21 protein-coding genes are annotated in these 25883 nt (G+C 64.8%); 9 read left to right on the top strand and 12 right to left on the bottom strand.

Features of this window, described 5'->3' with window-relative positions:
- Positions 1 to 8: 8 nt before the first annotated feature.
- From RMP10_RS01665 to RMP10_RS01690, 6 genes are all read left to right on the top strand, one after another.
- Positions 9 to 1007, top strand: a complete 999-nt coding sequence (locus RMP10_RS01665) for a hypothetical protein (RefSeq protein WP_309671050.1) — start codon at positions 9 to 11, stop codon at positions 1005 to 1007.
- A 2-nt stretch (positions 1008 to 1009) separates the two neighbouring features.
- Positions 1010 to 1411 carry a hypothetical protein gene (locus RMP10_RS01670; RefSeq protein WP_345785765.1) on the top strand — a complete coding sequence of 134 codons (402 nt, stop codon included), beginning with the start codon at positions 1010 to 1012 and terminating at the stop codon, positions 1409 to 1411.
- Positions 1412 to 1467: 56 nt separating this feature from the next.
- On the top strand, positions 1468 to 3816 hold the full coding sequence (locus RMP10_RS01675; RefSeq protein WP_309671052.1) for a Tex family protein: 2349 nt from the start codon (positions 1468 to 1470) through the stop codon (positions 3814 to 3816).
- 37 nt (positions 3817 to 3853) lie between these two features.
- Positions 3854 to 7126 carry a DEAD/DEAH box helicase gene (locus RMP10_RS01680; protein ID WP_310568754.1) on the top strand — a complete coding sequence of 1091 codons (3273 nt, stop codon included), beginning with the start codon at positions 3854 to 3856 and terminating at the stop codon, positions 7124 to 7126.
- A 96-nt stretch (positions 7127 to 7222) separates the two neighbouring features.
- Positions 7223 to 8863 carry a TldD/PmbA family protein gene (locus RMP10_RS01685; protein WP_310568755.1) on the top strand — a complete coding sequence of 547 codons (1641 nt, stop codon included), beginning with the start codon at positions 7223 to 7225 and terminating at the stop codon, positions 8861 to 8863.
- On the top strand, positions 8863 to 10224 hold the full coding sequence (locus RMP10_RS01690; protein ID WP_310568756.1) for a TldD/PmbA family protein: 1362 nt from the start codon (positions 8863 to 8865) through the stop codon (positions 10222 to 10224). The genes RMP10_RS01685 and RMP10_RS01690 overlap by 1 nt, the downstream gene beginning before the upstream one ends.
- 81 nt (positions 10225 to 10305) lie before the next feature.
- Here RMP10_RS01690 and RMP10_RS01695 read toward each other — a convergent pair whose 3' ends face one another.
- On the bottom strand, positions 10306 to 11616 hold the full coding sequence (locus RMP10_RS01695) for a dipeptidase (protein WP_310568757.1): 1311 nt from the start codon (positions 11614 to 11616) through the stop codon (positions 10306 to 10308).
- Between the two features lie 135 nt (positions 11617 to 11751).
- Here RMP10_RS01695 and RMP10_RS01700 point away from each other — a divergent pair, with 135 nt between their 5' ends.
- Both RMP10_RS01700 and RMP10_RS01705 read left to right on the top strand, forming a co-directional pair.
- Positions 11752 to 12117 (top strand): HPF/RaiA family ribosome-associated protein, encoded by a 366-nt coding sequence (locus RMP10_RS01700; protein WP_310568758.1) that lies wholly within the window; start codon positions 11752 to 11754, stop codon positions 12115 to 12117.
- The gene (locus RMP10_RS01705; RefSeq protein ID WP_310568759.1) at positions 12114 to 13277 is read left to right on the top strand and encodes a hypothetical protein; all 1164 of its coding nucleotides are present in this window, start codon (positions 12114 to 12116) and stop codon (positions 13275 to 13277) included. The genes RMP10_RS01700 and RMP10_RS01705 overlap by 4 nt, the downstream gene beginning before the upstream one ends.
- A gap of 149 nt (positions 13278 to 13426) precedes the next feature.
- Here RMP10_RS01705 and RMP10_RS01710 read toward each other — a convergent pair whose 3' ends face one another.
- The 10 genes from RMP10_RS01710 to mnmG form a co-directional block, all read right to left on the bottom strand.
- Positions 13427 to 14101 carry an OmpA family protein gene (locus RMP10_RS01710; RefSeq protein ID WP_310568760.1) on the bottom strand — a complete coding sequence of 225 codons (675 nt, stop codon included), beginning with the start codon at positions 14099 to 14101 and terminating at the stop codon, positions 13427 to 13429.
- A 43-nt stretch (positions 14102 to 14144) separates the two neighbouring features.
- A complete protein-coding gene (locus tag RMP10_RS01715; protein WP_310568761.1) occupies positions 14145 to 15068 on the bottom strand; it encodes an ABC transporter permease in 924 nt (307 codons plus the stop codon).
- A complete protein-coding gene (locus RMP10_RS01720; protein ID WP_310568762.1) occupies positions 15068 to 16129 on the bottom strand; it encodes an ABC transporter permease in 1062 nt (353 codons plus the stop codon). The genes RMP10_RS01715 and RMP10_RS01720 overlap by 1 nt, the downstream gene beginning before the upstream one ends.
- Positions 16126 to 17730 carry an ATP-binding cassette domain-containing protein gene (locus RMP10_RS01725; RefSeq protein WP_310568763.1) on the bottom strand — a complete coding sequence of 535 codons (1605 nt, stop codon included), beginning with the start codon at positions 17728 to 17730 and terminating at the stop codon, positions 16126 to 16128. Before RMP10_RS01725 ends, RMP10_RS01720 begins: the two co-directional genes overlap by 4 nt.
- A gap of 10 nt (positions 17731 to 17740) precedes the next feature.
- Entirely contained in the window at positions 17741 to 18577 is an 837-nt protein-coding gene (locus RMP10_RS01730; protein ID WP_310568764.1) for a Nif3-like dinuclear metal center hexameric protein, read from the bottom strand.
- A gap of 3 nt (positions 18578 to 18580) precedes the next feature.
- Complete coding sequence (locus RMP10_RS01735) at positions 18581 to 19624, bottom strand: BMP family protein (protein WP_310568765.1); 1044 nt, start codon at positions 19622 to 19624, stop codon at positions 18581 to 18583.
- 80 nt (positions 19625 to 19704) lie between these two features.
- A complete protein-coding gene (locus tag RMP10_RS01740) occupies positions 19705 to 20688 on the bottom strand; it encodes a ParB/RepB/Spo0J family partition protein (protein ID WP_310568766.1) in 984 nt (327 codons plus the stop codon).
- A 32-nt stretch (positions 20689 to 20720) separates the two neighbouring features.
- Positions 20721 to 21515 (bottom strand): AAA family ATPase, encoded by a 795-nt coding sequence (locus RMP10_RS01745; protein WP_309671156.1) that lies wholly within the window; start codon positions 21513 to 21515, stop codon positions 20721 to 20723.
- A 300-nt stretch (positions 21516 to 21815) separates the two neighbouring features.
- A complete protein-coding gene (locus tag RMP10_RS01750; RefSeq protein ID WP_310568767.1) occupies positions 21816 to 22574 on the bottom strand; it encodes an SIMPL domain-containing protein in 759 nt (252 codons plus the stop codon).
- 593 nt (positions 22575 to 23167) lie between these two features.
- On the bottom strand, positions 23168 to 25144 hold the full coding sequence (gene mnmG, locus RMP10_RS01755; protein WP_310568768.1) for a tRNA uridine-5-carboxymethylaminomethyl(34) synthesis enzyme MnmG: 1977 nt from the start codon (positions 25142 to 25144) through the stop codon (positions 23168 to 23170).
- A 115-nt stretch (positions 25145 to 25259) separates the two neighbouring features.
- Between mnmG and RMP10_RS01760 the strand changes: the two genes are divergently transcribed.
- Positions 25260 to 25550, top strand: a complete 291-nt coding sequence (locus RMP10_RS01760; RefSeq protein ID WP_309671159.1) for a hypothetical protein — start codon at positions 25260 to 25262, stop codon at positions 25548 to 25550.
- On the opposite strand, the gene RMP10_RS01765 is transcribed toward RMP10_RS01760, so the two are convergent.
- Positions 25475 to 25837 carry a hypothetical protein gene (locus RMP10_RS01765; RefSeq protein WP_310568769.1) on the bottom strand — a complete coding sequence of 121 codons (363 nt, stop codon included), beginning with the start codon at positions 25835 to 25837 and terminating at the stop codon, positions 25475 to 25477. The genes RMP10_RS01760 and RMP10_RS01765 overlap by 76 nt on opposite strands.
- Positions 25838 to 25883 lie beyond the last annotated feature (46 nt).

Consider the following 25883-nt stretch of genomic DNA (forward strand, 5'->3'; position numbering starts at 1 on the left):
TACGCCGCATGACGTATCCCCGACTTTCCAGGCGTAGCCGCCTCCGCGACACGCTTCGCGCCCCCTTTCGTCGCGCTGGCGTCATCGCCGGCGCGGTGGGGCTGCTCGCGGCCGTCGCTTGCGACAGCCGTCCGTCGTCATCGAATCCTGATTCGGCGTCAGCTGCTGGTGGTACGGGCACTGCGGACAGCGTGGCTACGACCGTGTCCAGCAGCGGGTGGGACGCTGGTGCCGGACCGTTCGTCGTGCTGCCCACCGTGGACGGCGGCCTCATGGCGGGCTCGCTGCTTCGTCCCGATGCCAGCGAGCTGACCGTCGGTGATACGGTCGGCGTTGGTGCGGCGTCGGCCGACGGGCGCCTCGAGCTCTTCGCCCGAAGCGGTAAAGTCGGCATGGCGCGGCTGACCGTGGAGGGAGCGCCGCGGGTGGATGACGGGTGCACGGCCTGGCCGGTGGCACGGCTCGCGGTGGACGCGGGCGTCACCGTGGCGCCCTGGACGGCGGCCTTCACGGTGGGACGCGTGACAGCGATCCCGCTCGATTCGATCGAGGGGCTGGCGTCACGGGATTCCGCACGTCTGGCGACCGATCTCACGCGCCTCGCGTCGGGATTGGCCGACGACACCAGCAGCACGTTTCGCGGACTGCCGTTCGTGGTGATGCGGGCGTGGCGCGCGCGCGGGCTCGACACCGCGTTCATCGTGGCCACGCTGGCCCGTCGCGTGAATCAGGAAGACGATCCGAAGGAAGAGCGTCTGGTGGTGGTGGTCGATGCGATCGGCGACAACGCGAAGGCATGGACCGTGGCATGGCACGAGCGCGCCGCCGGGCATGAGGAAGAGCTGGTGGTGGCCGAGCCGCTGCTGGCCTTCCGGAACGTCGGCGCCCGCGATGTTCGCCTGTTATTCGGACGTGATGATGGCGTGGCACTGGGGGCGGCGGTGTTATCGCGCGGCAAGTCGGGGTGGCGGGTGCTCTGGGAGAGCGCGGTCGCAGGATGCAACTGATGATGCCGTCGCTTGGGACGCAGACCGCCTGGCTGTTTCTGCTGGCGATTCCCGTGGCCTGTGCCGCGTGGACGGTGACACACGAGGAAGTGTTTCGAGAACCGCGTGAGTATTGCGCGCAACGCAGCGAGCAGGCATCCCAGCTCGTCGTGCGGAAGTTCTTCTACTTGTTCACGTGCGAATACTGCTTCAGTCACTACGTCGCGCTGCTGGCGTTGTGGATGACCGGGTGGCGATTTCTGCTGCCCGACTGGCGCGGCGTGGTGCTCGCCTGGTTCGCCGTGGTCTGGGTCGCCAATCAGTACATGAGCATCTTCGGACGCCTTCGCATTGGCATCAAGAGCGAGCGGCTGGGGGTGAAGGTGCTGGAGGAGCAGTTGTCGGACAGCACCGATGCGCAGTAACGACGGAAAATGCAAGGCGTGGAATTCGGCTCGCCTGACGCGTAGAATCCGCGCACATGACCGACACGATTGCTCCCGCCATCGTCGCGCGCGTCGCGACGGAACTCTCGCTGAATCCGCAACAGGTTCAGCGCACGCTTGCCCTCTTTGCTGAGGGCTCTACCCTGCCGTTCATTGCTCGCTATCGCAAGGAGATGACGGGCGGTCTCGACGAGGTGCAGCTGCGCGATGTGCGCGAGCGCGCCGAATATCTGAACGAACTCGAGGATCGCCGGTCCGCGGTGCTGAAGAGCATCGACGAGCAGGGCAAGCTCGACGACGCGCTCAAGGCGTCGATTCTCTCGGCCGATACCAAGCAGGCGCTCGAAGATCTGTATCTGCCGTTCAAGCCCAAACGTCGCACGCGCGCGATGATTGCGCGCGAACGCGGACTGGGACCGTTGGCGGAAGAACTGTGGAACGGCTCGCTCGATGATGGCGCCGCACTGGCCGCGGCGGCGGGACATCTCCTGCCCGAGGTCGACGGGAAGCCGTCGGAAGTGCCGACCGTTGAAGCCGCCTTGCAGGGCGCGCGCGACATCCTGTCCGAACAGGTCGCTGAAGATGCGCTCATCCGCGGATGGGTGCGCGAGATCACACGCGCCAAGGGTGTCGTAAAGAGCAGCGTGATGACCGGCAAGGCGAGCGACGAATCGAAGTTCAAGGACTACTTCGACTATGCCGAGTCGCTGGGCACCATTCCCAGCCACCGCATGCTGGCTATCCGTCGTGGCGAAACCGAAGGCGAGTTGATGTGGCGCGTGGAAGCGCCGCTCGAAGAGATCAATGCGCGCATGGCACGTGAGGTGATCGGTGCCCGCAAGGCGTCGCAGCAGCTCACGCTGGTGGCCACCGATGCCTACAAGCGCCTGCTGTCACCCGCGATCGAAGTGGAATTGCGCGTAGAGCTCAAGACGCGCGCCGACGATGAAGCGATCACGATCTTCGGTCGCAATCTCGAGCAGTTGCTGTTGTCGTCACCGGCCGGCGAGAAGCGCGTGATCGGCCTCGACCCGGGCTTCCGGACGGGCGTGAAGGTGGCCGTGGTCAGCGCCACCGGTGCGCTCGTGCATACCGACACGCTGTACCTGCATCAGGAAGACCGGTTCGCCGGTGCGATTCGGATGCTCCTGCAGCGCTTCACGCCGGAACTCATCGCGATCGGCAACGGCACGGCCAGCCGCGAAACGGAGAATCTGACCAAGGCCGCGATGCGCGAGCTCGATCCGCCGGTGGGTGGTGAGCGCCCGCAGGTGGTCGTCGTGAATGAGGCCGGCGCGTCGGTCTACTCCGCGTCCGATCTTGCGCGCGCCGAGTTCCCCGAACTCGATGTCTCGCTGCGTGGTGCGGTGTCCATTGCCCGTCGTTTGCAGGATCCGCTGGCCGAACTGGTGAAGATCGACCCCAAGAGCATCGGTGTCGGTCAGTACCAGCACGATGTGAATCAGTCGCGACTCAAGCAGCGCTTGGACGATATCGTGGAAAGCTGCGTGAACCGCGTCGGCGTCGAAGTGAATACGGCATCGGCGGCCTTGTTGGGCTACGTGGCGGGCATCGGCCCGGGCCTCGCGCAGGCCATCGTGTCATTGCGCGATCAACGGGGCCGTCTCACCTCGCGCGCCGACCTCAAGGACGTGCCGCGACTGGGCGCCAAGGCGTTTGAACAGGCCGCCGGCTTTCTGCGGGTGCGTGGAGGCGTGCATCCGCTCGATTCGAGCGCGGTGCACCCTGAGCGCTACGCGTTGGTCGAGCGCATGGCCAAGGACCTCAAGGCCGATGTGAGCTCGCTGGTGGGCAACGAATCGCTCGTCGATTCGATCGAGCTCACCAAGTACGTGAGCGACGAGGTCGGTATGCCTACGTTGCGCGACATCGTGGCGGAGCTCAAGAAGCCAGGTCGCGATCCGCGCGCCGCATTCGAGCCGCCCGCCTTCCGGGACGACATTCAGAAGCCGTCGGACTTGCTGCCCGGCATGGTGCTCGAGGGCGTGGTCACCAACATCGTGGCCTTCGGCGCCTTCGTAGACATCGGCGTGCACCAGGATGGGCTGGTGCATGTGAGCCAGCTGGCCGATCGGTATATCAAGGATCCCAACGACGCGGTGAAGGTCGGACAGAAGGTGAAGGTCACCGTGCAGGCGATCGATCTGGCCCGTGGCCGGATCGCCCTCAGTATGCGCAGCGATGGCGGCAGTGGGACCGGCAAGCCTCAGGGTGGCGGCGAGCGGGGAGAGGGGGGGACTCGGCGTGATGTCACGTCCAACAACCGAGGTCCGGCGCGACCGGCGCCGAGCAACACGCCGGCGGTGAAGCCCTTCGTACCGACCAAGGGAGCCGTTGCCCCCAACGGGATTCGCTTCAAGTAGCAGCCGTTGGAGGAGTCATGGTTAGACTTCGCTGGTCATGATTCCCGTCTTGCTTGAGCAGTGCTTTCCGCCGGATGTACGTGAACGCGGGGAAGCGTACATCGATCCCTTCGTGCTCACCCTCGAGCACGTCGATGCCGTTGCGGCCACCGCCGCGGTGCAGGGCACTCGCACGTATGGAGTGTTCCTGCGCCCGCGCCCGGGGCGTCTGCACCTCGGCTGTACCTGCCCGCACGGGCAGGAGCATGGCGCCTGCAAGCATCTCTGGGCGCTGCTGCGCGTGCTGGACGCACAGGGCACACTGGCGCCGCTGCTCGAGACGGCGGCCTCGTCGAATGCCGAGCCGCAGGTCACCTTCGAGCGTCATGCGCTGGCGGTGATGAAGCCCCAGCCGCGCGCGGTCGAGACCAAGGGTGCCCCCGTGCCGGAGTGGCAAACGGCGCTGCGCGACACCAGCGGTCGCCAGCGGTCGGTGTTCACCGAAACGCGCGTCACCAACCGCGCCACCTCGCTCCCGGCCGATCGGCGCATCGTGTATCTCGTGCATCTCACCGAGAGCGCGCAGCACCGCGGGGTGCGCGTGGAAATCACGACGCAGCGCCGCGATCGCGACAGCGTGTGGGAAGAGCCGAAGCACTTTCAGTACTCCATCGACGCGTGGTGCAACGCGCCTGATCCGGTGGATCGGCAGATAGCCGAAATGCTGCTGGGCAGCTCGGATGCACAGGGCATCGCCACCATGCCGACTGGTGGATTTATCGTGCGCCCGCGGGCGTATCACACCACGTTGCGCATGATCTGTGACACGGGTCGCGCGCGGTTGCGGAGCAATCGGCCGTCGCTGGACACGCGCATGATTTCGTGGGATGATGCTGCGCCGTGGCAGGTCGCCATGCGCCTCGATCGGCCTACCCCGGAGCAATACCAGTTGGTGGGCGAACTGCTTCGCGGCGACGCCGTTCGCCCGCTCAGCGACGCGAACTGGATACACGAATCGGGACTGGTGCTGTTCGACAACACACTCTCGCGACTCGACAGCGATCAGGTGTGGCCGTTGGTGCAGAAGCTGTGGACGGCCGGGGAGTTCGAACTGGGCGATGATCCGTCGTCGTTCCTGGCGGAGTATCACGCGCTGCCCAACATGCCGCGTCTGTCGTTGCCGGCCGGCGAAATGCACATCGAGAGCGACGCGGCTCCGGTGCCGATGGTGCGCGTCACCGCGGGCGCGGGTTCCTGGCGCACATCGCCGTCCTGGCTCACGTTGCGCTTCCGCTATGGCGCGGAGTTCGTGGATGCCGCGTCTACGGCCTCGACCTGCTTCGACAAAAAAACGCGCACATTGTATCGTCGCCGCGCGGCGGCCGAACGCAATGCGATGACGCGTTTGCGTGCCCTCGGCGCGCAGGAGATGTATTCGTACGCCGAAAGCCGCATGTCGCTGGTGGTGCAGCCGCACACGTTGCCGCGGCTCATCTCCGCACTCGTGCGCGAGGGATGGCTGATCGAGTCCGATGGTGCGACGTTCGTGGCACCGAGTCCGTTGCAGGTGCGCGTGAGCTCGGGGATCGACTGGTTCGATCTCACCGGCACACTGCGCTACGGTGACTACGAGCTCACGTTGTCGCAGCTGCTCACCGCCATGGACGAAGGCAACGAACTGATCGAGTTCGGCAACGGTGTGATCGGCTTTCTCCCGGATGAATCACTCGACGAACTGCGCGCGCTGCTGGCGATCGGCGTGCGTCGTGGCGATGGCATCCGATTCCGTTCGTCGCAGCTGGCGTTGCTCGATGTGCTGCTGGCGGCCTTGCCCGATGTGGATGTCGACGAAACGCTGGCGTCGGGTCGCGCGGAACTGAAGAAGTTCCAGGGGATCAATGCGATCCCCGTGCCGCGTGGCTTCGTGGGCACGCTGCGCGGCTATCAGGAAGAAGGGTTGTCGTGGTTCGGGTTCCTGCGTCGCTTTGCGCTGGGTGGTTGCCTGGCCGATGACATGGGCCTGGGTAAGACGATTCAAGTGCTGGCGATGCTCGAAGCGCGACGCGAAGAAGGTACCGGCATGTCGTTGCTGGTGGTGCCGCGCTCGCTCGTGTTCAACTGGGTGCGTGAGGCCGCGCGCTTCACGCCGGCGCTCAAGGTGCACGACCTCAGTCACGCCGAACGCTCGGTCGAGGATCTCGACACCGTTGACGCGCACTTGGCCATCACCACGTACGGCACGTTGCGTCGCGATATCGCGCGTCTTGGCTCGCGTCGATTCGACTACGTGATTCTCGACGAAGCGCAGGCAATCAAGAACGCCGGCACCGCCACCGCCAAGGCGTGTCGGTTGCTGCAGGCCGATCACCGACTCGCGTTGAGCGGCACGCCGATCGAGAATCGCATCGAGGAACTCTGGAGTCTGTTCGAGTTCCTCAATCCCGGTATGCTGGGTGCGGCCACGACGTTCAGCTCGGCCACGCGCACACTGGCGGCGTTGCGACCGGGCATGCCGGCCGGTACCGGTGTGTCGGCGCAGGAGCTGTTGTCACGCGCGCTGCGACCGGTCGTGCTGCGCCGCACGAAGGCGATGGTGGCGAAGGAACTGCCGGCGCGGATCGAGCAAACCATCGAGGTGGAGCTCGAGCCCAAGCAGCGCGCGTTCTACGAGCAGCTGCGTAGTCAGTACGCCACGAGTCTGCTCGATCGCGTGGAGCGCGATGGCATCGGCAAGTCGCGCATGCACATCCTCGAGGCGCTGCTGCGGCTTCGTCAGGCGGCGTGTCATCCGGCGCTGGTCGATCCGACCAAGGCCTCGCTGCCGTCGGCCAAACTCGACGCGGTCGTGCCGGCGCTGCAGGAGATCGCGGCCGAGGGCAACAAGGTGCTGGTGTTCTCGCAGTTCACGAGCTTCCTGTCGTTGCTGCGGGCGCGTCTCGATGCGCTCGAAGTGCCGTACGAGTATCTGGACGGCCGCACCCGTGACCGGCAGGCTCGCGTGGATCGGTTCCAGTCGGCCGATGGTCCGCCGCTGTTCCTCATCAGCCTCAAGGCCGGCGGACACGGGCTCAACCTGACGGCGGCCGAGTACGTGTATCTGCTCGATCCGTGGTGGAATCCGGCGGTGGAAGCGCAGGCGATCGACCGGGCGCATCGGATCGGCCAAACGAGTCAGGTGATTGCGACGCGTATCGTGGCGCGTGATACGATCGAGTCCAAGATCCTCGAGCTGCAGGCCAGCAAGCGGGCCCTGGCGGATGCCATTCTTAGCGAGGATAAGGGCGGACTGGCGGGGGTCGGGCGGGAAGAGCTGCAACTTCTGCTGGGGTAACTGCGAAGTATGGAGTAGGGGGTACGGGGTACGGAGAGCGCTCTCACCCTACCCCCCTCCCCGTACTCCAGACTCCCTACCCCGTACTCTGTCCTCATGACTTCCCGCCGTGACTTCATGAAGCAGGGAGGCGCCGCGTTCGGTGCTTCGCTGCTGGCCGGCAGTTCGCTGGCTGCCCTCCCCCGATTGCTCGGTGCCTCGTCGGCGCCTGACGCGCGCACGCTCGAGACGTTCGCGGACATTCCGGGGGTAAAGGAATTGATGAACGCCGCGCTGAATGCGGCGAAGATGGCCGGCGCTAGCTACGCCGACGTGCGCTGCAGCCGTCAGCGCCAGAATTTCGTGTTCACGCGCGAACAGCAGATTCAGCAGGTGGTCGACACCGATACCGTGGGCATTGGTGTGCGTGCGCTGGTCGATGGCACGTGGGGCTTTGCCGCGACGCGCGTGCTCACCAACGACGGGGCGGCCGCGGCGGCGCGTGAAGCGGTGGCGATTGCGAAGGCCTCGCGCATCGCACGGGCGCGTCCCATCGAATGGCTGCCGTCACCGGTGGTGGCCGATGGTAAGTGGAAGGGCGCCTACGTGCAGGACCCGTTCGACATTCCGGTGGAGCAGAAGGCGGACTTGCTGCTCAAGGCGAACGCCGCCGCGATGAAGACGAAGAATGTGAAGTACGTGTTCAGCGGCTTCTTCTTCGTGAAGGACGAACGCAACTACGCCAACACCGATGGGTCAGTGACTCAGCAGGACACGGTGCGGTCGTGGCCCACGATGCAGATCACGGCGGTGTCGTCCGATTTCTCCGACTTCCAGAATCGCGCGAACATGATGCAGCCGATGGCCCGCGGCTGGGAGTATGTGCTGGCGTCGGACTTGGTGGGCAATGCGCCGAAGTGGGGTGAGGAAGCCGCCGCCAAGCTCACCGCGAAGCCGGTGGACGTGGGGCGCTATGACCTCGTGCTCGACCCGGCCAATCTGTGGCTCACGATTCACGAGAGCATCGGTCATCCCACCGAGCTCGATCGCGCGATGGGCTACGAAGCCAACTATGCCGGCACGAGTTTCGTGGCGCCGCCGGAGAAGATGCTCGGCACGCTCAAGTACGGCCCGAGCATCATGAACATCCAGGGCGATCGCACACAGGAAGGCGGTCTGTCCACTATCGGCTGGGACGATGACGGCGTGAAGCCCGATGAGTTCCTGATCGTCAAGAACGGCCTGTTCAACGACTATCAGACCACGCGCGAACAAGCCCCGTGGCTGCGCTGGTGGTACGACAAGAACGGCCGGCCGGTGCGCTCCCATGGGTGCTCGTACGCGCAGGGATGGGACAATGTGCAATTCCAGCGCATGCCGAATGTGTCGCTGCTGCCAGGTGAGAAGGAGCAGTCGATCAACGACCTCGTGTCGGCCACCGATCGCGGCATTCTCATCCAGGGCGATGGCAGTTTCTCGATCGATCAGCAGCGCTTCAACGCACAGTTCGGCGGGCAGACGTTCCACGAGATCAAGGGCGGCAAGATCGTGGGTGTGCTGAAGGATGTCGCGTATCAGATCCGCACACCGGACTTCTGGAACTCGATGGATATGATCGGCGGCAAGTCGAGCTATGTCCTCGGCGGCAGCTTTTTCGACGGTAAGGGTCAGCCGCCGCAGGTGAACGCGGTCAGTCATGGCTCACCACCGGCGCGCTTCAAGAACGTCAATGTGATCAACACCGGGAGGAAGGCCTGATGCGCGAACGCGGAAGTGCCAACGACGCGATGCTCACGCGTGAGCAGGCCATGGCCATCGTCGAGAAGGCGGTGAAGATGTCGAAGGCCGATGCGGTGGATGTGCAGGTCAACACGTACACGCAGGGCAACATCCGCTTCGCCGACAATCAGGTCTCGACCGCCGGTGCCACCACCGACGCACAGCTGGGCATTCAGAGCGCGTTCGGCCGCAAGCACGCGGTGGTCACCACCAACGATCTGTCCGACGAAGCCATCAAGCGCGCGGTCGAGCAGAGCGAGCGGCTGGCGCGATTGGCCCCGGACGATCCGGAAGCGATGCCGCAGCTCGGGTCCCAGCCGTACACCCCAGTGAACTCGTACTTCGAATCCTCGGCGTCGCTCACGGCCGACGATCGCGCGAAGGCCGCCCTCATCGCACTCGACATGGCGCGCAAAGCGGGCGATGTGAAAGCGGCCGGCTACCTCGTGAACACGGCCGGCGCGCTCGCGATCGGTAACAGCACCGGCATGTTCGCGTATCATCGCAGCACCAACGTGAACTACACGCTCACGGCGCGCACGAGCGACGGCACGGGATCCGGATGGGCCGCTGCCGATCATGCCGACTGGGCGCAAATCGATGCCCGTCGCGTCGCCGAGACGGCTGTGCAGAAGGCGCGCCTGTCGCAGAAGCCGGTGGCGCTCGAACCTGGTCGCTACACGGTGATTCTTGAGCCGCAGGCGGTCGGTGATCTCGTGCAGCTGATCGCGAACTACGCCGACGCGCGCAGCGCCGATGAAGGACGCAGTCCGTTCGTGAAGCAGGGCGGCGGCAACAAGGTGGGCGAAAAGATCGTGGATGACCGCGTCACGATCTTTTCCGATCCCGCTGACCCGCAGCTGCTGGGGCGTCCTTGGGATTTCGAAGGCATGCCCCTCGGCCGACAGGTGTGGATCGAGAACGGCGTGCTGAAACAGCTCATCTACTCACGCTTCTGGGCAAAGAAGCAGAGCAAGACACCGACCGGTGGCCCGAGCACGTTCAAGATGGCCGGCGGTACGCAGTCGGTGGAGGATCTCATCAAGGGCACCACACGAGGCATTCTGGTCACTCGCCTGTGGTATCTGCGCGAAGTCGATCCGCGCACGGTGCTCTACACCGGACTCACGCGCGACGGCACGTTCCTGGTGGAGAACGGCAAGATCACGAAGTCGCTGCGCAACTTCCGGTTCAATGAGTCGCCGTTGTTCCTGTTGAACAACATCGAGGCACTCGGACGGCCGGAGCGTCTGGCCGGCACAGAGCAGGGCGGGGACGTGGTGATGCCGTCGATCAAGGCGCGGGATTTCAATTTTACGAGTCTGTCCGAGGCGGTCTAATTGCAACTGCGAAGTAGGGGGTAGGGAGTAGGGGGTAGGGGGTAGTGAGTCACACTCTCCCTACCCCGTACTCCGCACCCCTTACTTCGCTGTTGCGGCCTTTTCCACGCGTTCCATGACTCTGAGCAAATTCCCGCCCCAAATTTTTGCGATCTCGTCCTTTGAGTAACCGCGGCGCACGAGTTCCGTCGTGACGTTCAGCGATTCCGACGCGTTGCGCCAGCCGTCCACGCCGCCACCGCCGTCGAAGTCGGAGCTGATGCCCACGTGGTCGATGCCGATCAGCTTCACCACGTAATCAATGTGGTTCACGAAGTCCTTCACGGTGGCCGGCGGATCCGACGGATAGCGGCGCGCCGTGATGTCTTCCTGCTTCGCGAGGTACGCGTTGCGCTTCTCATCGGCGAGTGCCTGGATCTGCGACTGCTGTTCGCGACGATCGGTCGCGGTGATGCCGAACTCCGCGCGCAGATCGGTCATCGCGGCGGCGCGGGCCTGTTCACGCGGGACGTCCCGCGTCGGATCGCACTTCACATAGCTGTTGAACGCCACGAGCTGGATCACGCCGCCGTTCTTCTTGAGCGCCGTGAGCTGCTCATTGTCCATGTTGCGGCTGTGATTGCAGATCGCGCGAACGCCCGAATGCGACGCGATGATCGGCGCCGTCGAGAGTGCGATCGTTTGCAGCATCGACTGCTTCGACGGATGGGAGACGTCGATCATCATGCCGAGTCGATTCATTTCGGTGATCACTTGCCGGCCGAGGGGGCTGAGGCCGTTGTGCAGCCACACGCCGTCGCGCTCACCGGTGTTCGAATCGGAAAGCTGGCTATGACCATTGTGCGCGAGCGACAGGTACCGGCCGCCGCGATCGAAGAACTTCTGCACGTTCGTGATGTCGGCGCCGATCGGAAAACCGTTCTCGACACCGATGAAGATGACGCGCTTGCCGGCGGCGTGGATGCGTCTGGCATCGGCCGCGGTGTACGCGATCTCGGATCGTGAAGGCGCCAGCTGTTCGGTGAGTCGGTGAATCGCGTCGAACTTCTCGAGCGCCTGCGCATTGGCGCTGGCGAATGCGGCGTCGTCGAGCTTGGGCGATTGTCCCACGTACACCACCAGGAAGGCGCCCACCAAGCCGCCTTCTTCCATCTTGGCGAGATCGACCTGCGTGCGCGGCAACTTCTGCGTGTAGTTCGGCCCGGTCGCGGAGAAGTTGGTGGGCGCGATATCGACATGCGTGTCGATCGACAGCACGGACGCATGGACGGCCTTCGCACTGGCCATCACGGCGGCTTCATCGGTAACCGGCTTGCGGTTCTGCGCGCTGAGTAGGGCCGGCGTGGCGACGGATGCAAGCACCGCGCACCGCAGGAGGTTCGACATCGTCATAGGGCGGAGTATCTGAGGGGACAGCGGGGTACAAGGCGGACCGTAGCTACAGGAGATTACGCCCCACCGCGCTCACCCGCTGGCACGGCATAAGGCGTGCACTCTTTCCAGGTTTCCCCCTGACAGCGAGAGGATATGCTCATTCAGCTGAATACGGACAATCACGTGGACGGCCGGGACGAGGCGATGCGTGAGGTCGAGACCGAGCTCAAGCGATCGCTTAGTCGCTTTTCGAGCCAGGTTACCCGCATCGAAGTCCACTTTCGTGATGCGAACGCCGATAAGTCCGGTGCATCCGATAAGGAGTGCACGCTCGAAGCGCGCGTTTCCGGGCAGGATCCGACGGCCGTGACGCACGCGGCCGCCACGCTCTCGGCGGCGTTTCATGGCGCGCGCGATAAGCTCGTGCGTGTGCTGGACAAGCGCTTGGCGAAGCTGCGTCCGCCCAAGGGCATCGATCCATTCGATCGACCCACCGTCGACCAAGGGATGCCGCTATGACGCTGACCACGCCAACGGTCGAACACTTCCCGGAGCTGCTGGTCGATCGAACGGGTCCCTGCGTGTCGATCTACCTCCCCACCGGTCGACGTTTCCCCGGGTCGCAACAAGACGTGGTGCGCTTTCGTAATTTGCTGCGTCAGGCGGAGTCGTCGTTGACTGAAGTGCTTGGCGCCGCCGAACTGGAGGCGTTCACCGCCCCTTTGCATGCGCTGGCCGACAGCGATCGATTCTGGTCCCATTCGCTCGATGGGCTGGCCGTGTTTCTGCACGCCGACTTCTACAAGGTGTACAAGCTCCAGCGCGCAGTTCCCGAGCGCGCTATTGTCGCCGATTCGTTTCACATCAAACCGTTGTTACGCGTGCTGCAGTCGGCCGACCGGTTTCAGCTGTTGGCGATCACGCGGGATCACGTGCGACTCTTTCACGGCAATCGTGATTCCGTTGACGAGATCGTGCTGCACGCATCGGTGCCGCGCACGCTCACCGAAGCACTTGGCGAGGAAGTCACGGAAGCGCACACCGCGTTCAACTCCGTCGGGCAGCTCGGCCACGGCGGGGCGCAGATCGCAATGCACGCCGGATCGGGCTCGCGCAAAGATGAGATCGACAAGGATACTGAGCGATTCTTCCGCGTCGTCGACCGCGCGATTCACGAGCATCACGCGAAGCATTCCGGCTTGCCGATGGTGCTCGCGGCGCTCCCGGAGCATCACGCGCTGTACCGGGAGGTGAGTCACATCGCGTTGCTGTTGCCTGACGCGATCGCCGGCAATCCCGATGCGTTCTCGCCCGATGAGCTCCGCCAGAAGGCCTGGGAGATCGTCGAGCCAAGATACACGGCCCGACTCCAGGGTTTCATGGACGAATACGGTGCTGGCCTTCCGCGTGGCCTTGCATCGGACGGTCTTTCCGATGTCGCCATGGCGGCGCTCGGTGGACGCGTGCGCACGTTGCTGGTCGACGATGATCGTGTCGTGCCGGGCCGCGTGGATCGCGCGACGGCGCACGTCTCACACGGCGAGTTGGACGATCCGCACGTCGACGATATTCTCGATGATCTTGCCGAGATCGTGCTGCGCATGGGCGGCGAGGTGGTGATGGTGCCGCGCGACCGCATGCCGTCGATCACCGGCATCGCGGCGATCTATCGGTTTTAGTACAACGAACAACTCGACCACAACAAACAACTAGACCACGGATCTTCACCGAAACCGCCACGGATAAGCAAGCAGTTCTCTGCTTATCCGCGTTCGATCGGTGAAAATCCGTGGTCTAGCTATTTTGTAGTTGTTGCTGTTGGCTGTCGTTAGTTGTTGCCCTTCTTCAGCTCCGCCTTGTACGCGTCGCTCGCATAGATCGCGACTTCCACGCGACGGTTCTTCTGATCGTCAGCGTTGGCGATCGGCTCCAACTCGCCACGTCCCGACGTGCGGAGGCGGTCGCGCGAGATGCCCTGTGACACGAGATAGTCGGCGGTCGCGCGGGCGCGACGTTCGGAGAGCGACTGATTGTAGTTGTCGTCGCCCACTGCATCGGTGTGTCCGACAATGAGCAGGTCGGACTTCGGATACTCGGTCAGGCTCTGCGCGAGGCTGCGCAGGTTGGTGGCCGCTTCACCGCGGATCTTATCGCTGTCGAAGTCGAAGAGCAGTCCGCTCGCGAAGGTGACCTGAATGCCTTCGCCAACGCGCTCCACCGTGGCGCCGGCGACCTGCTGCTCGATCTTCTTGGCCTGCTGGTCCATCTGGTGACCGATCACGGCGCCGATGGCGCCGCCCACTGCCGCGCCGAGAATGGCGCCCTTGGCCGTGGATCCGTTGTTGCGGCCGATCACGCCGCCGGCCACGCCACCGGCGGTGGCACCGATCACGGCACCCGTTTCCTTCTGGCTCAAGCTGGCGCAACCGCTTACGGTCGAGCTCGCCATCACCGCAAGCAACAGCAGGCGCGTGTTCACGCGGCCGGTTCGTTGGGTCGTCATGCGTATCCCTCGTCAAGTGTGTACCCGTACGGAATGGCACACTTCATACCACGAAGCGGCGCCCCCGTTTGGCGGTGACGGCCAGTACCACCAAGGTGAGCAGATACGGGACCGCGAGAAACAGCTGGTACGGGATACCCGTCCATCCCATTGCCTGAAAAAGCGTCTGCAGTGAGGTGGCGAGGCCGAAGAGCAGGGCTGCCGCCGCCACGCCTAGCGGGCGCCACCGTCCCAACACCACGATGGCAATGGCGATAAAGCCGCGTCCGGCGGACATCCCCTCCACGAACGTTCCCGCTTGAGCCAGCACGAGCGTAGCCCCGGCCAGACCCGCCATCGCTCCGGCAAAGAGAACGGCGAATAGTTGAGTTCGCCGAGTCGAGATGCCCGCCGAAACAGCAGCCTCGGGGTATTCGCCGACTGCCCGCAGCGCCAGCCCTGCATGGGTTCGCTGCATCCACCACGCCAATAGCGGTGCAATCAGGTACAGCGCATACGTCGCCAGCGGCTGCGCGAAGAAGGCACGACCGATCAGTGGCAACGCGGACAAGCCCGGCAGCGCGTGCGTGGCGGCGGTCGGCGTGGTCAAGGCCACACCGCCCGACCCGTACACCGTGCGATACACCGTGCCGGTCAGCCCGAGCGCAAAGAGCGTGATCGCCGTCCCCGTAATGATTTGGTCGGCACGCAGCCCCACGGCGAACAGGGCGAAGAGGGCCGCGACCAGCAGCCCGGCCATCGCCCCCGCTGCGAATCCCCCACCCACACCGATCGACCCCGCCGCGATCGTCGCGCTGAGCGCGCCCGCGATGATCGAGCCCTCGAGTCCGATGTTGATCACGCCGGCCCGCTCGCTCACGCTCTCGCCCAAGGCGGCATACGCCAATGGCGTGGCGGTGCGCACGGTCGCTTCCAGCAGGCCCGCGCCCACGGCCAAGGCGCCCACACCGACGGTCACGTCTTGCATCAGGTGCCCGTCTCGTCGATGCCCGTCCTATCGGCGCGCGCTGGCCGCCAGCGATCGGCCGCCAACACCAACAGAATCAGCAGCGCTTCCACCACCGACACGACCACACTCGGCACGCCAGCATCGCGCTGCATCGCATTCGCACCGGCTTCGAGTGCGCCGAACAGCAGCGCGGTGGCTAACACCCCCAGCGGATGCAGACGCGCCAGCAGCGCCACGGCGATGGCGGTGTAGCCGTAGCCCGGCGAGAAGTTCTCATACAGCGCGTACGTGATGCCCGTGTATTCCACCGAGCCCGCCAACCCCGCCAGCACACCGCTCAGCAAAAACGCTCCGAAGATCGTGCGCGGCACATCGATACCCCCCGCGCTCGCCGCGGCCGTCGGGGTGGCACCCACCGCCCGCAACCGGAATCCGCTGGCCGTGCTGCGTAGCCACCACCACACCGCGATGGCCACCAACACCACGAGCAGAACACCGGCATGCAGACGCGTGCCCTCGAGCAACACCGGCATTTGCAATGCGGGAGCGAGGGTCACCGACTGCGGATTCACCCGCGTGGGTTCCTGCAATGGCCCACGCACCAGCCATCCCGTGAGATACTGCGCCACGAAGTTCAGCATGATGGTGCTGATCACTTCCAGCACGCCGAATCGCAGTCGCAACGCACCGGCGATCGCGGCCCACGCGCCGCCGGCGATCGCCCCGGCTACCAACATCACGGGAATGCCGACAACCCACGACACACCACCGAGTGCGCCGCTGATCGCCGTGGCCGCCGCCGCACCCACGAGCAGCTGACCCTCCGCACCGATGTTCAAAATGCCCGCGCGAAAGGCTACCGAGACCGCGAGTCCGGCCAGTGCCAACGGCACCATACGCACGATCGTCGCCGACGTGATCGCGTAATACGATCCGAACGCGCCGCGCACCATCGCCGACAACGCTGGCACGACGTCATGTCCGGTGATGATCAGCAACACTGCCAGCATGGCGATTGCGAGACCGAGCAGCACTACCACGCGCGCCGTCGTGGCCGCGAACGCGCGCCACGCCGTCATGCGTTCGCTCCCGCATTTGCTCCCGCATTTGCTGCTGCATTTGCTTGTGCATTTGCTGCTGCAGTCGCGCCCACCGTGACACCAGCCTCACCACTCAGCATGGCGCGGCCCAGCGTGTCACGATTCCGCGCGCTCTCGATAAGCGTACCGTTGTGCATCGCGAAGACGCGATCGGCCAACACCACCACTTCATCGAGATCGCTGCTGTATACCACCACCGCCATGCCCGCGTCGCGCGCTGCCCGCAACGCCTGATGGACTGCATCGGTCGCGACAAAATCGAGCCCGCGCGAGGGATTCTCGACCACCAGGGCCTCGCGCGCGGCCGCGAGTTCGCGTCCGAGCACCAGCTTCTGCTGGTTGCCACCGGAGAGTGTGCGCGCCACGGCGTCTGCACCCGATGCACGCACATCGAATCGCTGCAGCAGCGTAGACGTGCGGGCACGGAAACCGTTCCAGTCGATCACGCCGCGTCGCGTGCCGGCACCCTGCAGCGCCGTGTTCTCGAACAGGGGCGCATCGAGCAACAGGGCATCGCGGTGTCGATCTTCCGGCACGAAGCCCACGCTCTCGGGAATGGCGCGGGTACCGGACGTCGGCGCCAAGCGCCCGGCCAGCACGCGCAACAGCTCATGTTGGCCGGCGCCTTCCACGGCGCCGATGCCGACGATCTCACCGGCACGCACCTGCAGCGTGGCCGATCGCACGCGCTCTACGCCGTTGACATCACGCACCGCAACCGCGTTGAGCGCGAGGACCGGCGGTCGGGGAGCGACATCGGCGTGGTCGTTCGCGGTGTGTGCAGTCTCGACACGGTTTGCCATCACATCAGGCGCGTCAATTTCGGCGAGGACATCGGCCGTGCGCACCAGGGCACCGCCAAGCATCGCGTCAGCGACACGGGTCTGATCGGTATCGCGTGCCGGCGTACTGAGCACCGTGCGTCCGCGGTGCAGCACCGTGATGTCATCGGCCACGGCGAGCGCGTCGCGTAACTTGTGCGTGATCAGCACCACCGCATTCCCGGCGTCGGCATAGCCGCGAATCCAACGCAGCAACTCTGCCGCTTCCTCCGGCGCCAGCACCGCGGTGGGTTCGTCCAGAATGAGCAGTGTCACGTCGCGCGCGAGCGCCTTCACGATTTCGCAGCGCTGTTGCGCACCAACGGGAAGGTCCTGCACGCGCGCCTCTGGATCGAGCGCCAGGCCTGCTCGTGCGGCAACCTCGCGAACCCGCGCTGCCGCGCGTTTCGGATCGAAGCTGCCATGTCCACCCAGTGCGACGTTCTCGGACACGGTCATGGTGGGGACCAGCGTGAAATGCTGGTGCACCATCCCGATACCATGGGCCAGGGCATCTGATGGCGACCGCATGGTGATCGCTTGGTCACGCCACTGCATCACGCCCTGCTGGGCGCGCAACAATCCGAACACCACGCGCATCAGCGTGGTCTTGCCGGCGCCGTTCTCGCCCAGCAACGCATGCACGCTGCCGGCACGGACCTGCATCGACGCGCCCTCGAGCGCGCGCACACGACCGAATGCGTGCGTGATGCCGTTCAGTGAGAGCAGCACCGCGCCTGCCCGGGCAGCCGTCACCATCGCGGAGGGATCACGATCCCGTTGGGAGATGCAAGAAGGTCCAGGGGAGCCCGAAGCGCGTTTCGAGAAAGGCACCGAGCGCCTGCACACCGAGTGTCTCGGTCGCGTAATGCCCGGCGTAGATCACACACAGGTCGTGCTCCATCGCATCGACGGTGGTGTGATGCGGCCCCTCGCCCACGATGAGCGTATCGACGCCGCGATCCCGCGCTTCGCGCAGCGACTCCGACGACGCGCCGCCACCGGTGCAGATCGCCCACCGCAGCGTACGTCGACCCTGCGCCGGAATCGACGTGCGCACGCTGCCGCCGTAGCGGGCCGAAAAGGCCTGCACGCGATGCACCAGCTCGTCGGTGGGCTCGTTGGCCGCTCCGGTTACGCCAATGTCCACGGTCTTGAATCGTGCGAACCCCCCATCGGGTGTAAGCCCCAGCGCCTGCGCCAATCGTACGTTGTTGCCATGCACCGCGTGCAAGTCCAGCGGCAGGTGCGACGAATACACCGCCAGACCGCCGGCCAGCATCGAGCGGAACTTCTCGTACTGCATCCCGACCAGCGGCTGCACACCACTCCAGAACAAACCGTGGTGCACGATGAGTAGGTCGGCGCCGGAGATCACGGCTTCGGTGATGGCGGCGCGAGAGGCATCGACCGCGACCGCCACGCGACGCACGGTACCGGCGTTCGCCACCTGCAGTCCGTTCACCGCGCCCGGATAGTCAGGGAGTTCACTCGTGCGCAGTTCGGCGTCGAGCGCTGACACGATGTCTCGCAGCGGCACGGACGGCAGAGTGCTGCCGTTCCCGCTGGCCGCCGCGAGCATGCGATCCGTCGCTGGCGTGGACATGACTTACTTCGCCGGCGGCAAAGGCTTTGCGCTGTCGGTGCCCTGCAGTAGATCGGTCAGCCCGGTGAAGGTGCCGGCCTTGAGCATGGCGCCCACGGAATCGCTCGCCGCCCTCGCCGTCGCCGGTACGCGATCGCGCATGGTCGGATTCACCACGAGACGCACGACGTCGTCCTTCACGCCGAGGTTGATCACACGTCCCTTGAACGTACCGGCCTGTACTTCCCGGGCGAGCATGAGAAACGCCTTCGGCAAATCGATCACAACGCTGGCGATGATGACGTCGGGGGCGACGCTGTTCTGATCGGCGTTGGTGCCGAACGCGAGGATCTTCTTCTCACGCGCGGCCTGAAACACGCCGAGTCCGGCCGCGTCGGCGTTTTGCAAAATGATGTCCACGCCCTGCGCGATCTGCGCGAGTGCCTGTTCCTTGCCGGCGCTCACGTCATCCCAGTTGCCGATGTACGACGTGATGATGCTGACCTTCGGATTGACCGATTTGGCGCCGCGCTCGAAGGCGAGGAAGCTGGTCTTCACCGGCGGCAACTCGGTGCCGGCAATGAGGCCAATCTTGTTCGTCTTCGTCATCGCGCCAGCCAGCATGCCGGCTTGGTACGACGCTTCCTCGAACGCGAACGCGAGGCCCGCCAGGTTCGGCGCCGTGACCCGGCCCGAAGTGATGGCGTAATTCGTCTTCGGATAGCTGGGCGCCACGCGGCTTGCGGCTTCCTGGTACTCGAAGCCATTGCCGATCACGAGGTCGTAGCCCTGCGCACCGTACTGCCGGAAGTTCTCATCGAACTCGGCCGGCGTCTTTGTCTGGATGTGCGACGTCTCGGCCCCCAGCGAATCGCGGATGGCGAGCAGCCCTTCGTGGGCAATGCCGTTCCAGGACTTGTCGGAGATCGGACCCGGAGTCAGCAGGGCAACCCGCATCTTCTTGGCGCCGGTGGAGTCGGCGGTCGTTCCAGCCTTCTCGCCGCCGCAAGCGACGAGGAGACTGAGTAGGGCGCCAGCGGCGAAATGGGAGAAGCGATTCGTGACCATAAAGGTATCCTTGCGGATGTTTAGGCGCGTTGATGTATCAATTATGGCGCTTTTGTGTTTCGTAAACGCCTGAGTGCGTACTAGTCAAGAGAGACGCCAAGCAGCTCGAGGAGTCGCTCGAGATCATCGTTGGAGAAGAAGGCGATGCGGACTTCGCCTTTGTCCTTGGCTGATAGCTGAATGGACACGCCCGTCTGGAGTTTCCGCCGTAGGCGCTCTTCGATCTGTCGCACGGTGGCGGCTGAGGCGCCGGCGGGAACTGTGGTTTCGGCTTCCGATGGCTTCTTGCCAGCGGCAGGGGGTTTGGGGCGCCCGGCCTGTACACGCCGCTCGACTTCACGCACCGAGAGCCCGCCGTCGATGATGTCACGGGCCATGTCCACGATCGCGCGCTCGGCGGCGAGCGGAAGTATGGCGCGGGCATGTCCGGCGGTCAGTTGCTTCTCCTGCAACATCCGGCGCACGGAGGCGGGGAGCTGTCGGAGGCGGAGCGCATTGGCGACGGTCGAGCGGTCCTTCCCGACGACGTCGGCCACTTCCTGGTTGCTGAGCTGGAATTCGTCGGCGAGTCGCTGATAGCCGTCGGCCTCTTCGATCGGGTCGAGGTCGGCGCGCTGAAGGTTCTCGATCATGGCGAGAACCAGGAGCGTCTTGTCGTCGACCGGCTTCACGAGCGCGGGGATCTCGGTCCAGCCCAAACGCGAGGCGGCGCGGAAGCGGCGCTCGCCGGCGATCAACTCGTAGCCCGTGCCGTTCGGGGCAGGGCGGACGGTAATCGGTTGCAGCAGTCCGTTCACGCGCAGGCTCGCTTCGAGGTCGGCCAGCTCCTCCGGCCGAAACTCCTGACGCGGCTGATACGGATTGGCGCGGATCTGCGAGAGTTTGAGTGTACGGAGCGGGGATTCCTCACGCTCGAGGTTCGGCGCGACAGCGGCGTTTACGTTCGATACCGCGTTCGCGTCGGCGCCGGTGGCGGCGGTCTTGGCGGCGTCCTTCGGGGCGTCACGTCGCGCCAGGAGGGCATCGAGCCCGCGACCGAGGCGGCGAGGGGGTTCAGGCGTCATAAATGCTACGTAAGTGCTTGAGGCAATGAAGTTTATGCGCCTTCAACGGGCTTCGATGCGGCTGCGGTTCGATCGATGAGCTCGCGGGCCACGGCCATGTAGGCCTGCGCGCCGACGGACGACACGTCATACACCACGATCGGTTTGCCGAAGCTTGGCGCTTCGGCCAACCGGATGTTTCTGGGCACGACGGTACTGAACACTTTGTCACCGAAGTGGGCGCGGGCATCGGCCGCGACTTGTCTCGAGAGGTTGAGACGGGCGTCGTACATGGTGAGGAGGACGCTGTCGACCTCAAGCTCGGGGTTGAGCGAATCCTGCACGCGCTGCACGGTGCCAAGCAGCTGCGAGAGTCCCTCGAGGGCGTAGTACTCGCACTGCAAGGGAATCAGGATCGCGTCGGCCGCGACGAGCATGTTCAGCGTGATCAGGCCGAGTGATGGGGGGCAGTCGATGAGAATGAAGTCGTAGCGATCACGGATGGGCGCGAGGGCGTCGCGCATGCGTGTGCCGCGGTCTTCAGCATCGACCAGCTCGACTTCGGCGCCAGAAAGCTCGGGCGTGGTGGGCAAGACGTCGAGATGGCGGAACTGGACGTTGCGAATGAGGGCCTGATCGACGGAGGCACCGCCGATGAGGACGTCGTAGCAGTCCACGGTGAAATCGTCGCGGGAAATGCCGCAACCGCTGGTGGCGTTGCCCTGGGGATCGGCATCGATGAGCAGCGTGCGCTGTTCGGCCACGGCGAGCGAGGCGGCGAGGTTCACAGCAGTGGTGGTTTTACCAACTCCACCTTTCTGATTGGCGATAGCGAGGATGCGTGCCAAGAGTCGTCTGCGAGGAGGGTGCGCGGGGAGCGGTAGTATAGGTGCCGCTCAGGTCGTGGACTATCGTGTGAGCAGACCAATGCGGCGGTTTGGGGCACGAATTCAACCGTTTGGGCGTGTTCCAGTGCATTCTTGCCTCTCGTTGCCCATTCCCCGCGTTTCACGTGGAACCGCGAGCGGTACGCCGATCTCAGAGGGCCAAGATCACGCCGTTTCACGTGGAACAGTTACCAAGAAAACGGGGAGGCCTGACAGTCAGGCCTCCCCGTTCTCTCGTTCTTGTGCGACCGACCGCGTTTGCTACTTCGTGAAGCGCCAGCGAGTGGTGACGCTCACGGCAATGGTGGCCATGCCTTCGCTGACGGGGGTGGGGGCCGAGGCGTCGGCCATCTCCCTCTTGGCCATGGCCATGACCGCGCGGGGTTGCGGGCGCTCGTACTCGTTGATGTTCAGTTCGAGCAGTTCGGCCACCTGTCCGCCAGCGGCTTTGGCGGCGACCTCCGCCTGCCGGCGGGCGCTCTCGACAGCCTTGGTGAGGGCCGTTTCCTGCGCCTTGGCGCGGTCCTTCACCAGAAAGTCGAGTCCAGCCACGCGATTGCCGCCGTTGGTGAGGGCCGCGTCGATGATCGGCCCGGCCTGCTCGATCTTGTCGGTCTCGACCTGTACGATGTTGCTGACCCGGTAGCCGTCGATCATGACGCGCTGGGTCTTTTCATCGTATCGCTGAATAGGCATGACGCTGTAGTTGAGCGTCTGGATCTGCGAAGCGGGAATGCCCAAGGCGCGAATAGCGGCCAGGATCGCCGTCTGCTTCTTGTTGTTTTCCTGCGAGGCAATCGCGGCGGTCCTGGCTTGGGTTTCCATGCCGACCTGCACCTGCGCGCGATCCGGGGCGACCTGCACTTCCCCGCGAGCCGAGACGACGATCTGCGGTGGCGGCTGCGGCATGGACATCTGCGCGGCGGCGTGCGTGGCCAGTGCGGGTGCGGCGAGCGCGCCGAGTACGAATGCGGCGGCGGTTAGCGGGCGAACGGCCCGGTTCGACAAACGAATGATCATGGTGACTCTCCTCATCTATAAAGAAGGCGTGTGCTAGTGAATCGCTTATACCCCGAAGTTGCACATTCGGTCAAATCCGGCACAGTTTGATGCCGAACCGTACAAAAGATGTTTCAGAACGTGCTGCATTATCGCGACAGTACAAAATCATTATAAAGTCGTCATAGGCGCACCGTGTACTAAAATCATGAATAGTGTTTTAGCCGGTCGGGTGGGCCACCCACGCACCTGACGCCCACTCTTCGGAGACGAACCGATCCGAAAAACTTGCACACGCGCGCTGCTATTCTTCGCGCCCTTCGCGCCCTTCGCGTCAAACTGCCGTGCTTTCGGCGTGCTCGGTACCGTCGGCTAGGCATCTGGTTCACGCGAAGTTCGCGAAGGGTCGCGAAGGGACGCGAAGAACAGCAAAAACATGGAATGGGGGATCGGTGTGGGCGGTCCGCGCTGCGCGAGCACCCAACTCTTGCTGTTGCTGTTCTTCGCGTGCTTCGCGGCCCTTCGCGCCCTTCGCGTGAACCGCGGTGCTTGCGCAGAACACGGCGCCCTCCGCAGACGCGCCCTCCGCAAGCACGAGCACCCCGCACCGCGACCTACTCGGGCAGCGTTCGCCGCAGCTCCATCAACAGGTTCTGCAAATCCGCCGGGCTGATGCCGGGGATCTGACCCGCCTGCGCCAGCGTGGCCGGACGGATGCGCGTGAGCTTCTGGCGCGCTTCAATGGAGATCGTGGTCATCGCCTCGTAATCCAGCGACTCGGGCAACGACACCGACCCCTGCGCCTTGAGGCGATTGGCGCGATTGCGCTCCTTCTCGAAGTAGCGCTCGTACTTGATCTCGAGCTCCGCGCCGACCACCGCGTCCACCGGCAGATCGTCGCCTACTCCGGCGGCGGCGAACAGCACCTGCAACGACACGTCCTGGCGGCGCGTGAGTTCGATGGCGCGCACCGCGTGCAGCAGGGGCGCCGATCCCACCGCCAGCAACAGTGGGTCGGCTACCATGGGCGTCATGCTTGTGCGCTCCGCCAGCGCGTATGCCTCGCGCACCGCGCCCAGACGCACCGCCATCTGCGCCTGCTCGGCCGGCGCCAACAGACCCAGGCCATCGGCGATCTCGCCGAGTCGCGCGAGCGCGTTGTCCTGTCGCACCGTGAGACGGAATTCGCTGCGTGACGTGAACAACCGATACGGTTCGTCGACTCCGCGCGTGACCAGATCGTCGATGAGCACACCGATGTAGCTCGTCTCGCGACCGAGGATCACCGGCTCGCGTTCTTGCACCCAACGGGCCGCATTCAGTCCGGCGATCACGCCCTGTCCGGCCGCTTCTTCGTAGCCCGTCGTGCCGTTTACCTGACCTGCGAAATACAGACCGTGTACGGCGCGCGATGCGAGCGTCGAGGACAGTTGCGTGGGCGGATAATAGTCGTACTCGATCGCGTAGCCGGCGCGCGTCATGCGCACGTCTTCGAGACCGCGCACACTGCGCAGGATGGCGAGTTGCACCGGTGCCGGCAGCGACGTCGACAGCCCGTTCACATACAGCTCGCTCGTGTCGTGTCCCTCCGGCTCGAGAAAGAGCTGGTGCTGCGCCTTGTCGGGAAACTTCACGACCTTGTCTTCGACACTCGGGCAATAGCGCGGACCGCGCGATGCGATCGCACCACCGTACATCGCCGACTCGGCGAGATGCATGGCGATGATCGACGTACCCGCTTCGTCGAGCATCGTGAGCCAGCAGGGCATCTGCGCCGGATGACGCGTGTGTTGCGCACCGTCGATGAGCGCCGCGCGAGGCGTCGTCCAGAAATGCGACCACGAATAGTCGAACTGTTCGATTTCGCTGTGCTGCAATGTGAGATCGTTCGTACGCACGCTGCGTCCATCGATGCGCGGCGGCGTCCCCGTCTTGAAGCGCTCCGTGGTGAGGCCGAGCGCGTCGAGCTGTTCGCCGAGCAACACCGACGAGGCTTCACCGGCGCGACCGCCGCTGATCTGCGTACCGGTGCCGATGTGCATCTTGCCGCGACCGAACGTGCCGGTGGTGAGCACGACCGCGCGTGCACCGAAGCGACGACCTTCCAGCGTTTCCACGCCCGACACGCGCTCGCCGCTCCCGTCGAACAGCAGCCGGGCCACCATGCCCTGGACGGTGACGAGGTTCGGCTGCGCTTCGAGCAGCTGTCGCACGGCGCGTCGATAAAGTCCGCGATCGCACTGCGCACGCGGCGCCCACACGGCAGGGCCCTTTCCGCGGTTGAGCATCCGAAACTGCACCGAGGCCAGGTCGGTGGCGCGCGCCATGATGCCGCCCAACGCGTCGACTTCACGCACCACTGTGCCTTTGGCGATGCCACCGATGGCCGGGTTGCACGAGAGTTGTCCGATCTGCTCGAGGGCGCCGGTGATCAGCGCCACCGAGGCACCCGATCGGGCGGCGGCCACGGCGGCCTCCGTTCCCGCGTGTCCGGCGCCGATCACAACGACGTCGAACGACGCCTCGACGACATCGCTGGCAGCGGCAGCGCCGGCGGTGGAGTGCAACTGGTGGGTGGGGGGTACGCTCATATCGCTTGAAGCTAGACGCGGTAGCAAGCCAGTTCCGCCGCGACCGCCTGCGCTGCTATATCCCGATATATCCTTGAGACATTGCCCCATCCTCACCTGCCGACCACGAACGCTCATGCCGCTGATCCTCCCGAACACCGCGCCCACCTTGCTGATCCGGAAGTCGGCGTTCGAACGCGTCGAGATGACCCGCGCTCAGGTGGACGAAGCGCTGGGGCTCACACCTGACGAATTCCGGATCGAAGGGTCGTTGATCGCGATCGGACCGCTGGTCGGCGAGGACACACTGAGTGACCTGATCGAACGCCTCGAAGCCGCGGGACTCGTGTATTACGACGATTTCTTCGAGTTGAGCGGCAACTGGCCCGAATGGCTCCGGCTCTTCGCCATGGATGCCTCGATCTGATTGACCAGCTTACGATGTCGTTCAGCGGACAACCACACGTCGCTCCGCCGGAGCACCCCTTCCCAGCCGCAGCCAATACACCAGCTACGGCGGAAGCGCTCACCCAGCACCCGCCACCCGCCCACGCGCTCGATCGCCAGTGTTTCATCGTCGCACATCGGGCAGGCGTCGCCGTCGGGGATCATCATGACGAAGGCCTTGGTGGCGAGCCAGATGAACACGCAGCGAATCGTCACGAAAAAGACGATGAAGATGGCTGCATCGGTCCAGCTCCAGCGTCCTGGCATCAGAAAAATCTAAGCGGGAGAGCGATGTGGTTGAAAACGCTGGTTC

It is taken from the genome of Gemmatimonas sp. (assembly GCF_031426495.1).
In the GTDB taxonomy this organism is placed as follows: Bacteria; Gemmatimonadota; Gemmatimonadetes; order Gemmatimonadales; family Gemmatimonadaceae; genus Gemmatimonas.

Bases quoted from the DNA above. Each gene is read 5' to 3' on its own strand.
- RMP10_RS01720 (WP_310568762.1), bottom strand. From the start codon at position 16,129: ATGACGGCGTGGCGCGCGTTCGCGGCCACGACGGCGCGCGTGGTAGTG.
- RMP10_RS01675 (WP_309671052.1), top strand. From the start codon at position 1,468: ATGACCGACACGATTGCTCCCGCCATCGTCGCGCGCGTCGCGACGGAA.
- RMP10_RS01765 (WP_310568769.1), bottom strand. From the start codon at position 25,837: ATGCCAGGACGCTGGAGCTGGACCGATGCAGCCATCTTCATCGTCTTT.
- RMP10_RS01740 (WP_310568766.1), bottom strand. From the start codon at position 20,688: ATGACGCCTGAACCCCCTCGCCGCCTCGGTCGCGGGCTCGATGCCCTC.
- RMP10_RS01710 (WP_310568760.1), bottom strand. From the start codon at position 14,101: ATGACGACCCAACGAACCGGCCGCGTGAACACGCGCCTGCTGTTGCTT.
- RMP10_RS01760 (WP_309671159.1), top strand. From the start codon at position 25,260: ATGCCGCTGATCCTCCCGAACACCGCGCCCACCTTGCTGATCCGGAAG.
- RMP10_RS01670 (WP_345785765.1), top strand. From the start codon at position 1,010: ATGCCGTCGCTTGGGACGCAGACCGCCTGGCTGTTTCTGCTGGCGATT.
- RMP10_RS01695 (WP_310568757.1), bottom strand. From the start codon at position 11,616: ATGACGATGTCGAACCTCCTGCGGTGCGCGGTGCTTGCATCCGTCGCC.
- RMP10_RS01690 (WP_310568756.1), top strand. From the start codon at position 8,863: ATGCGCGAACGCGGAAGTGCCAACGACGCGATGCTCACGCGTGAGCAG.
- RMP10_RS01705 (WP_310568759.1), top strand. From the start codon at position 12,114: ATGACGCTGACCACGCCAACGGTCGAACACTTCCCGGAGCTGCTGGTC.
- RMP10_RS01665 (WP_309671050.1), top strand. From the start codon at position 9: ATGACGTATCCCCGACTTTCCAGGCGTAGCCGCCTCCGCGACACGCTT.
- RMP10_RS01680 (WP_310568754.1), top strand. From the start codon at position 3,854: ATGATTCCCGTCTTGCTTGAGCAGTGCTTTCCGCCGGATGTACGTGAA.
- RMP10_RS01725 (WP_310568763.1), bottom strand. From the start codon at position 17,730: ATGGTGACGGCTGCCCGGGCAGGCGCGGTGCTGCTCTCACTGAACGGC.
- RMP10_RS01685 (WP_310568755.1), top strand. From the start codon at position 7,223: ATGACTTCCCGCCGTGACTTCATGAAGCAGGGAGGCGCCGCGTTCGGT.
- RMP10_RS01715 (WP_310568761.1), bottom strand. From the start codon at position 15,068: ATGCAAGACGTGACCGTCGGTGTGGGCGCCTTGGCCGTGGGCGCGGGC.
- RMP10_RS01735 (WP_310568765.1), bottom strand. From the start codon at position 19,624: ATGGTCACGAATCGCTTCTCCCATTTCGCCGCTGGCGCCCTACTCAGT.
- RMP10_RS01750 (WP_310568767.1), bottom strand. From the start codon at position 22,574: ATGATCATTCGTTTGTCGAACCGGGCCGTTCGCCCGCTAACCGCCGCC.
- RMP10_RS01700 (WP_310568758.1), top strand. From the start codon at position 11,752: ATGCTCATTCAGCTGAATACGGACAATCACGTGGACGGCCGGGACGAG.
- RMP10_RS01730 (WP_310568764.1), bottom strand. From the start codon at position 18,577: ATGTCCACGCCAGCGACGGATCGCATGCTCGCGGCGGCCAGCGGGAAC.
- mnmG (WP_310568768.1), bottom strand. From the start codon at position 25,144: ATGAGCGTACCCCCCACCCACCAGTTGCACTCCACCGCCGGCGCTGCC.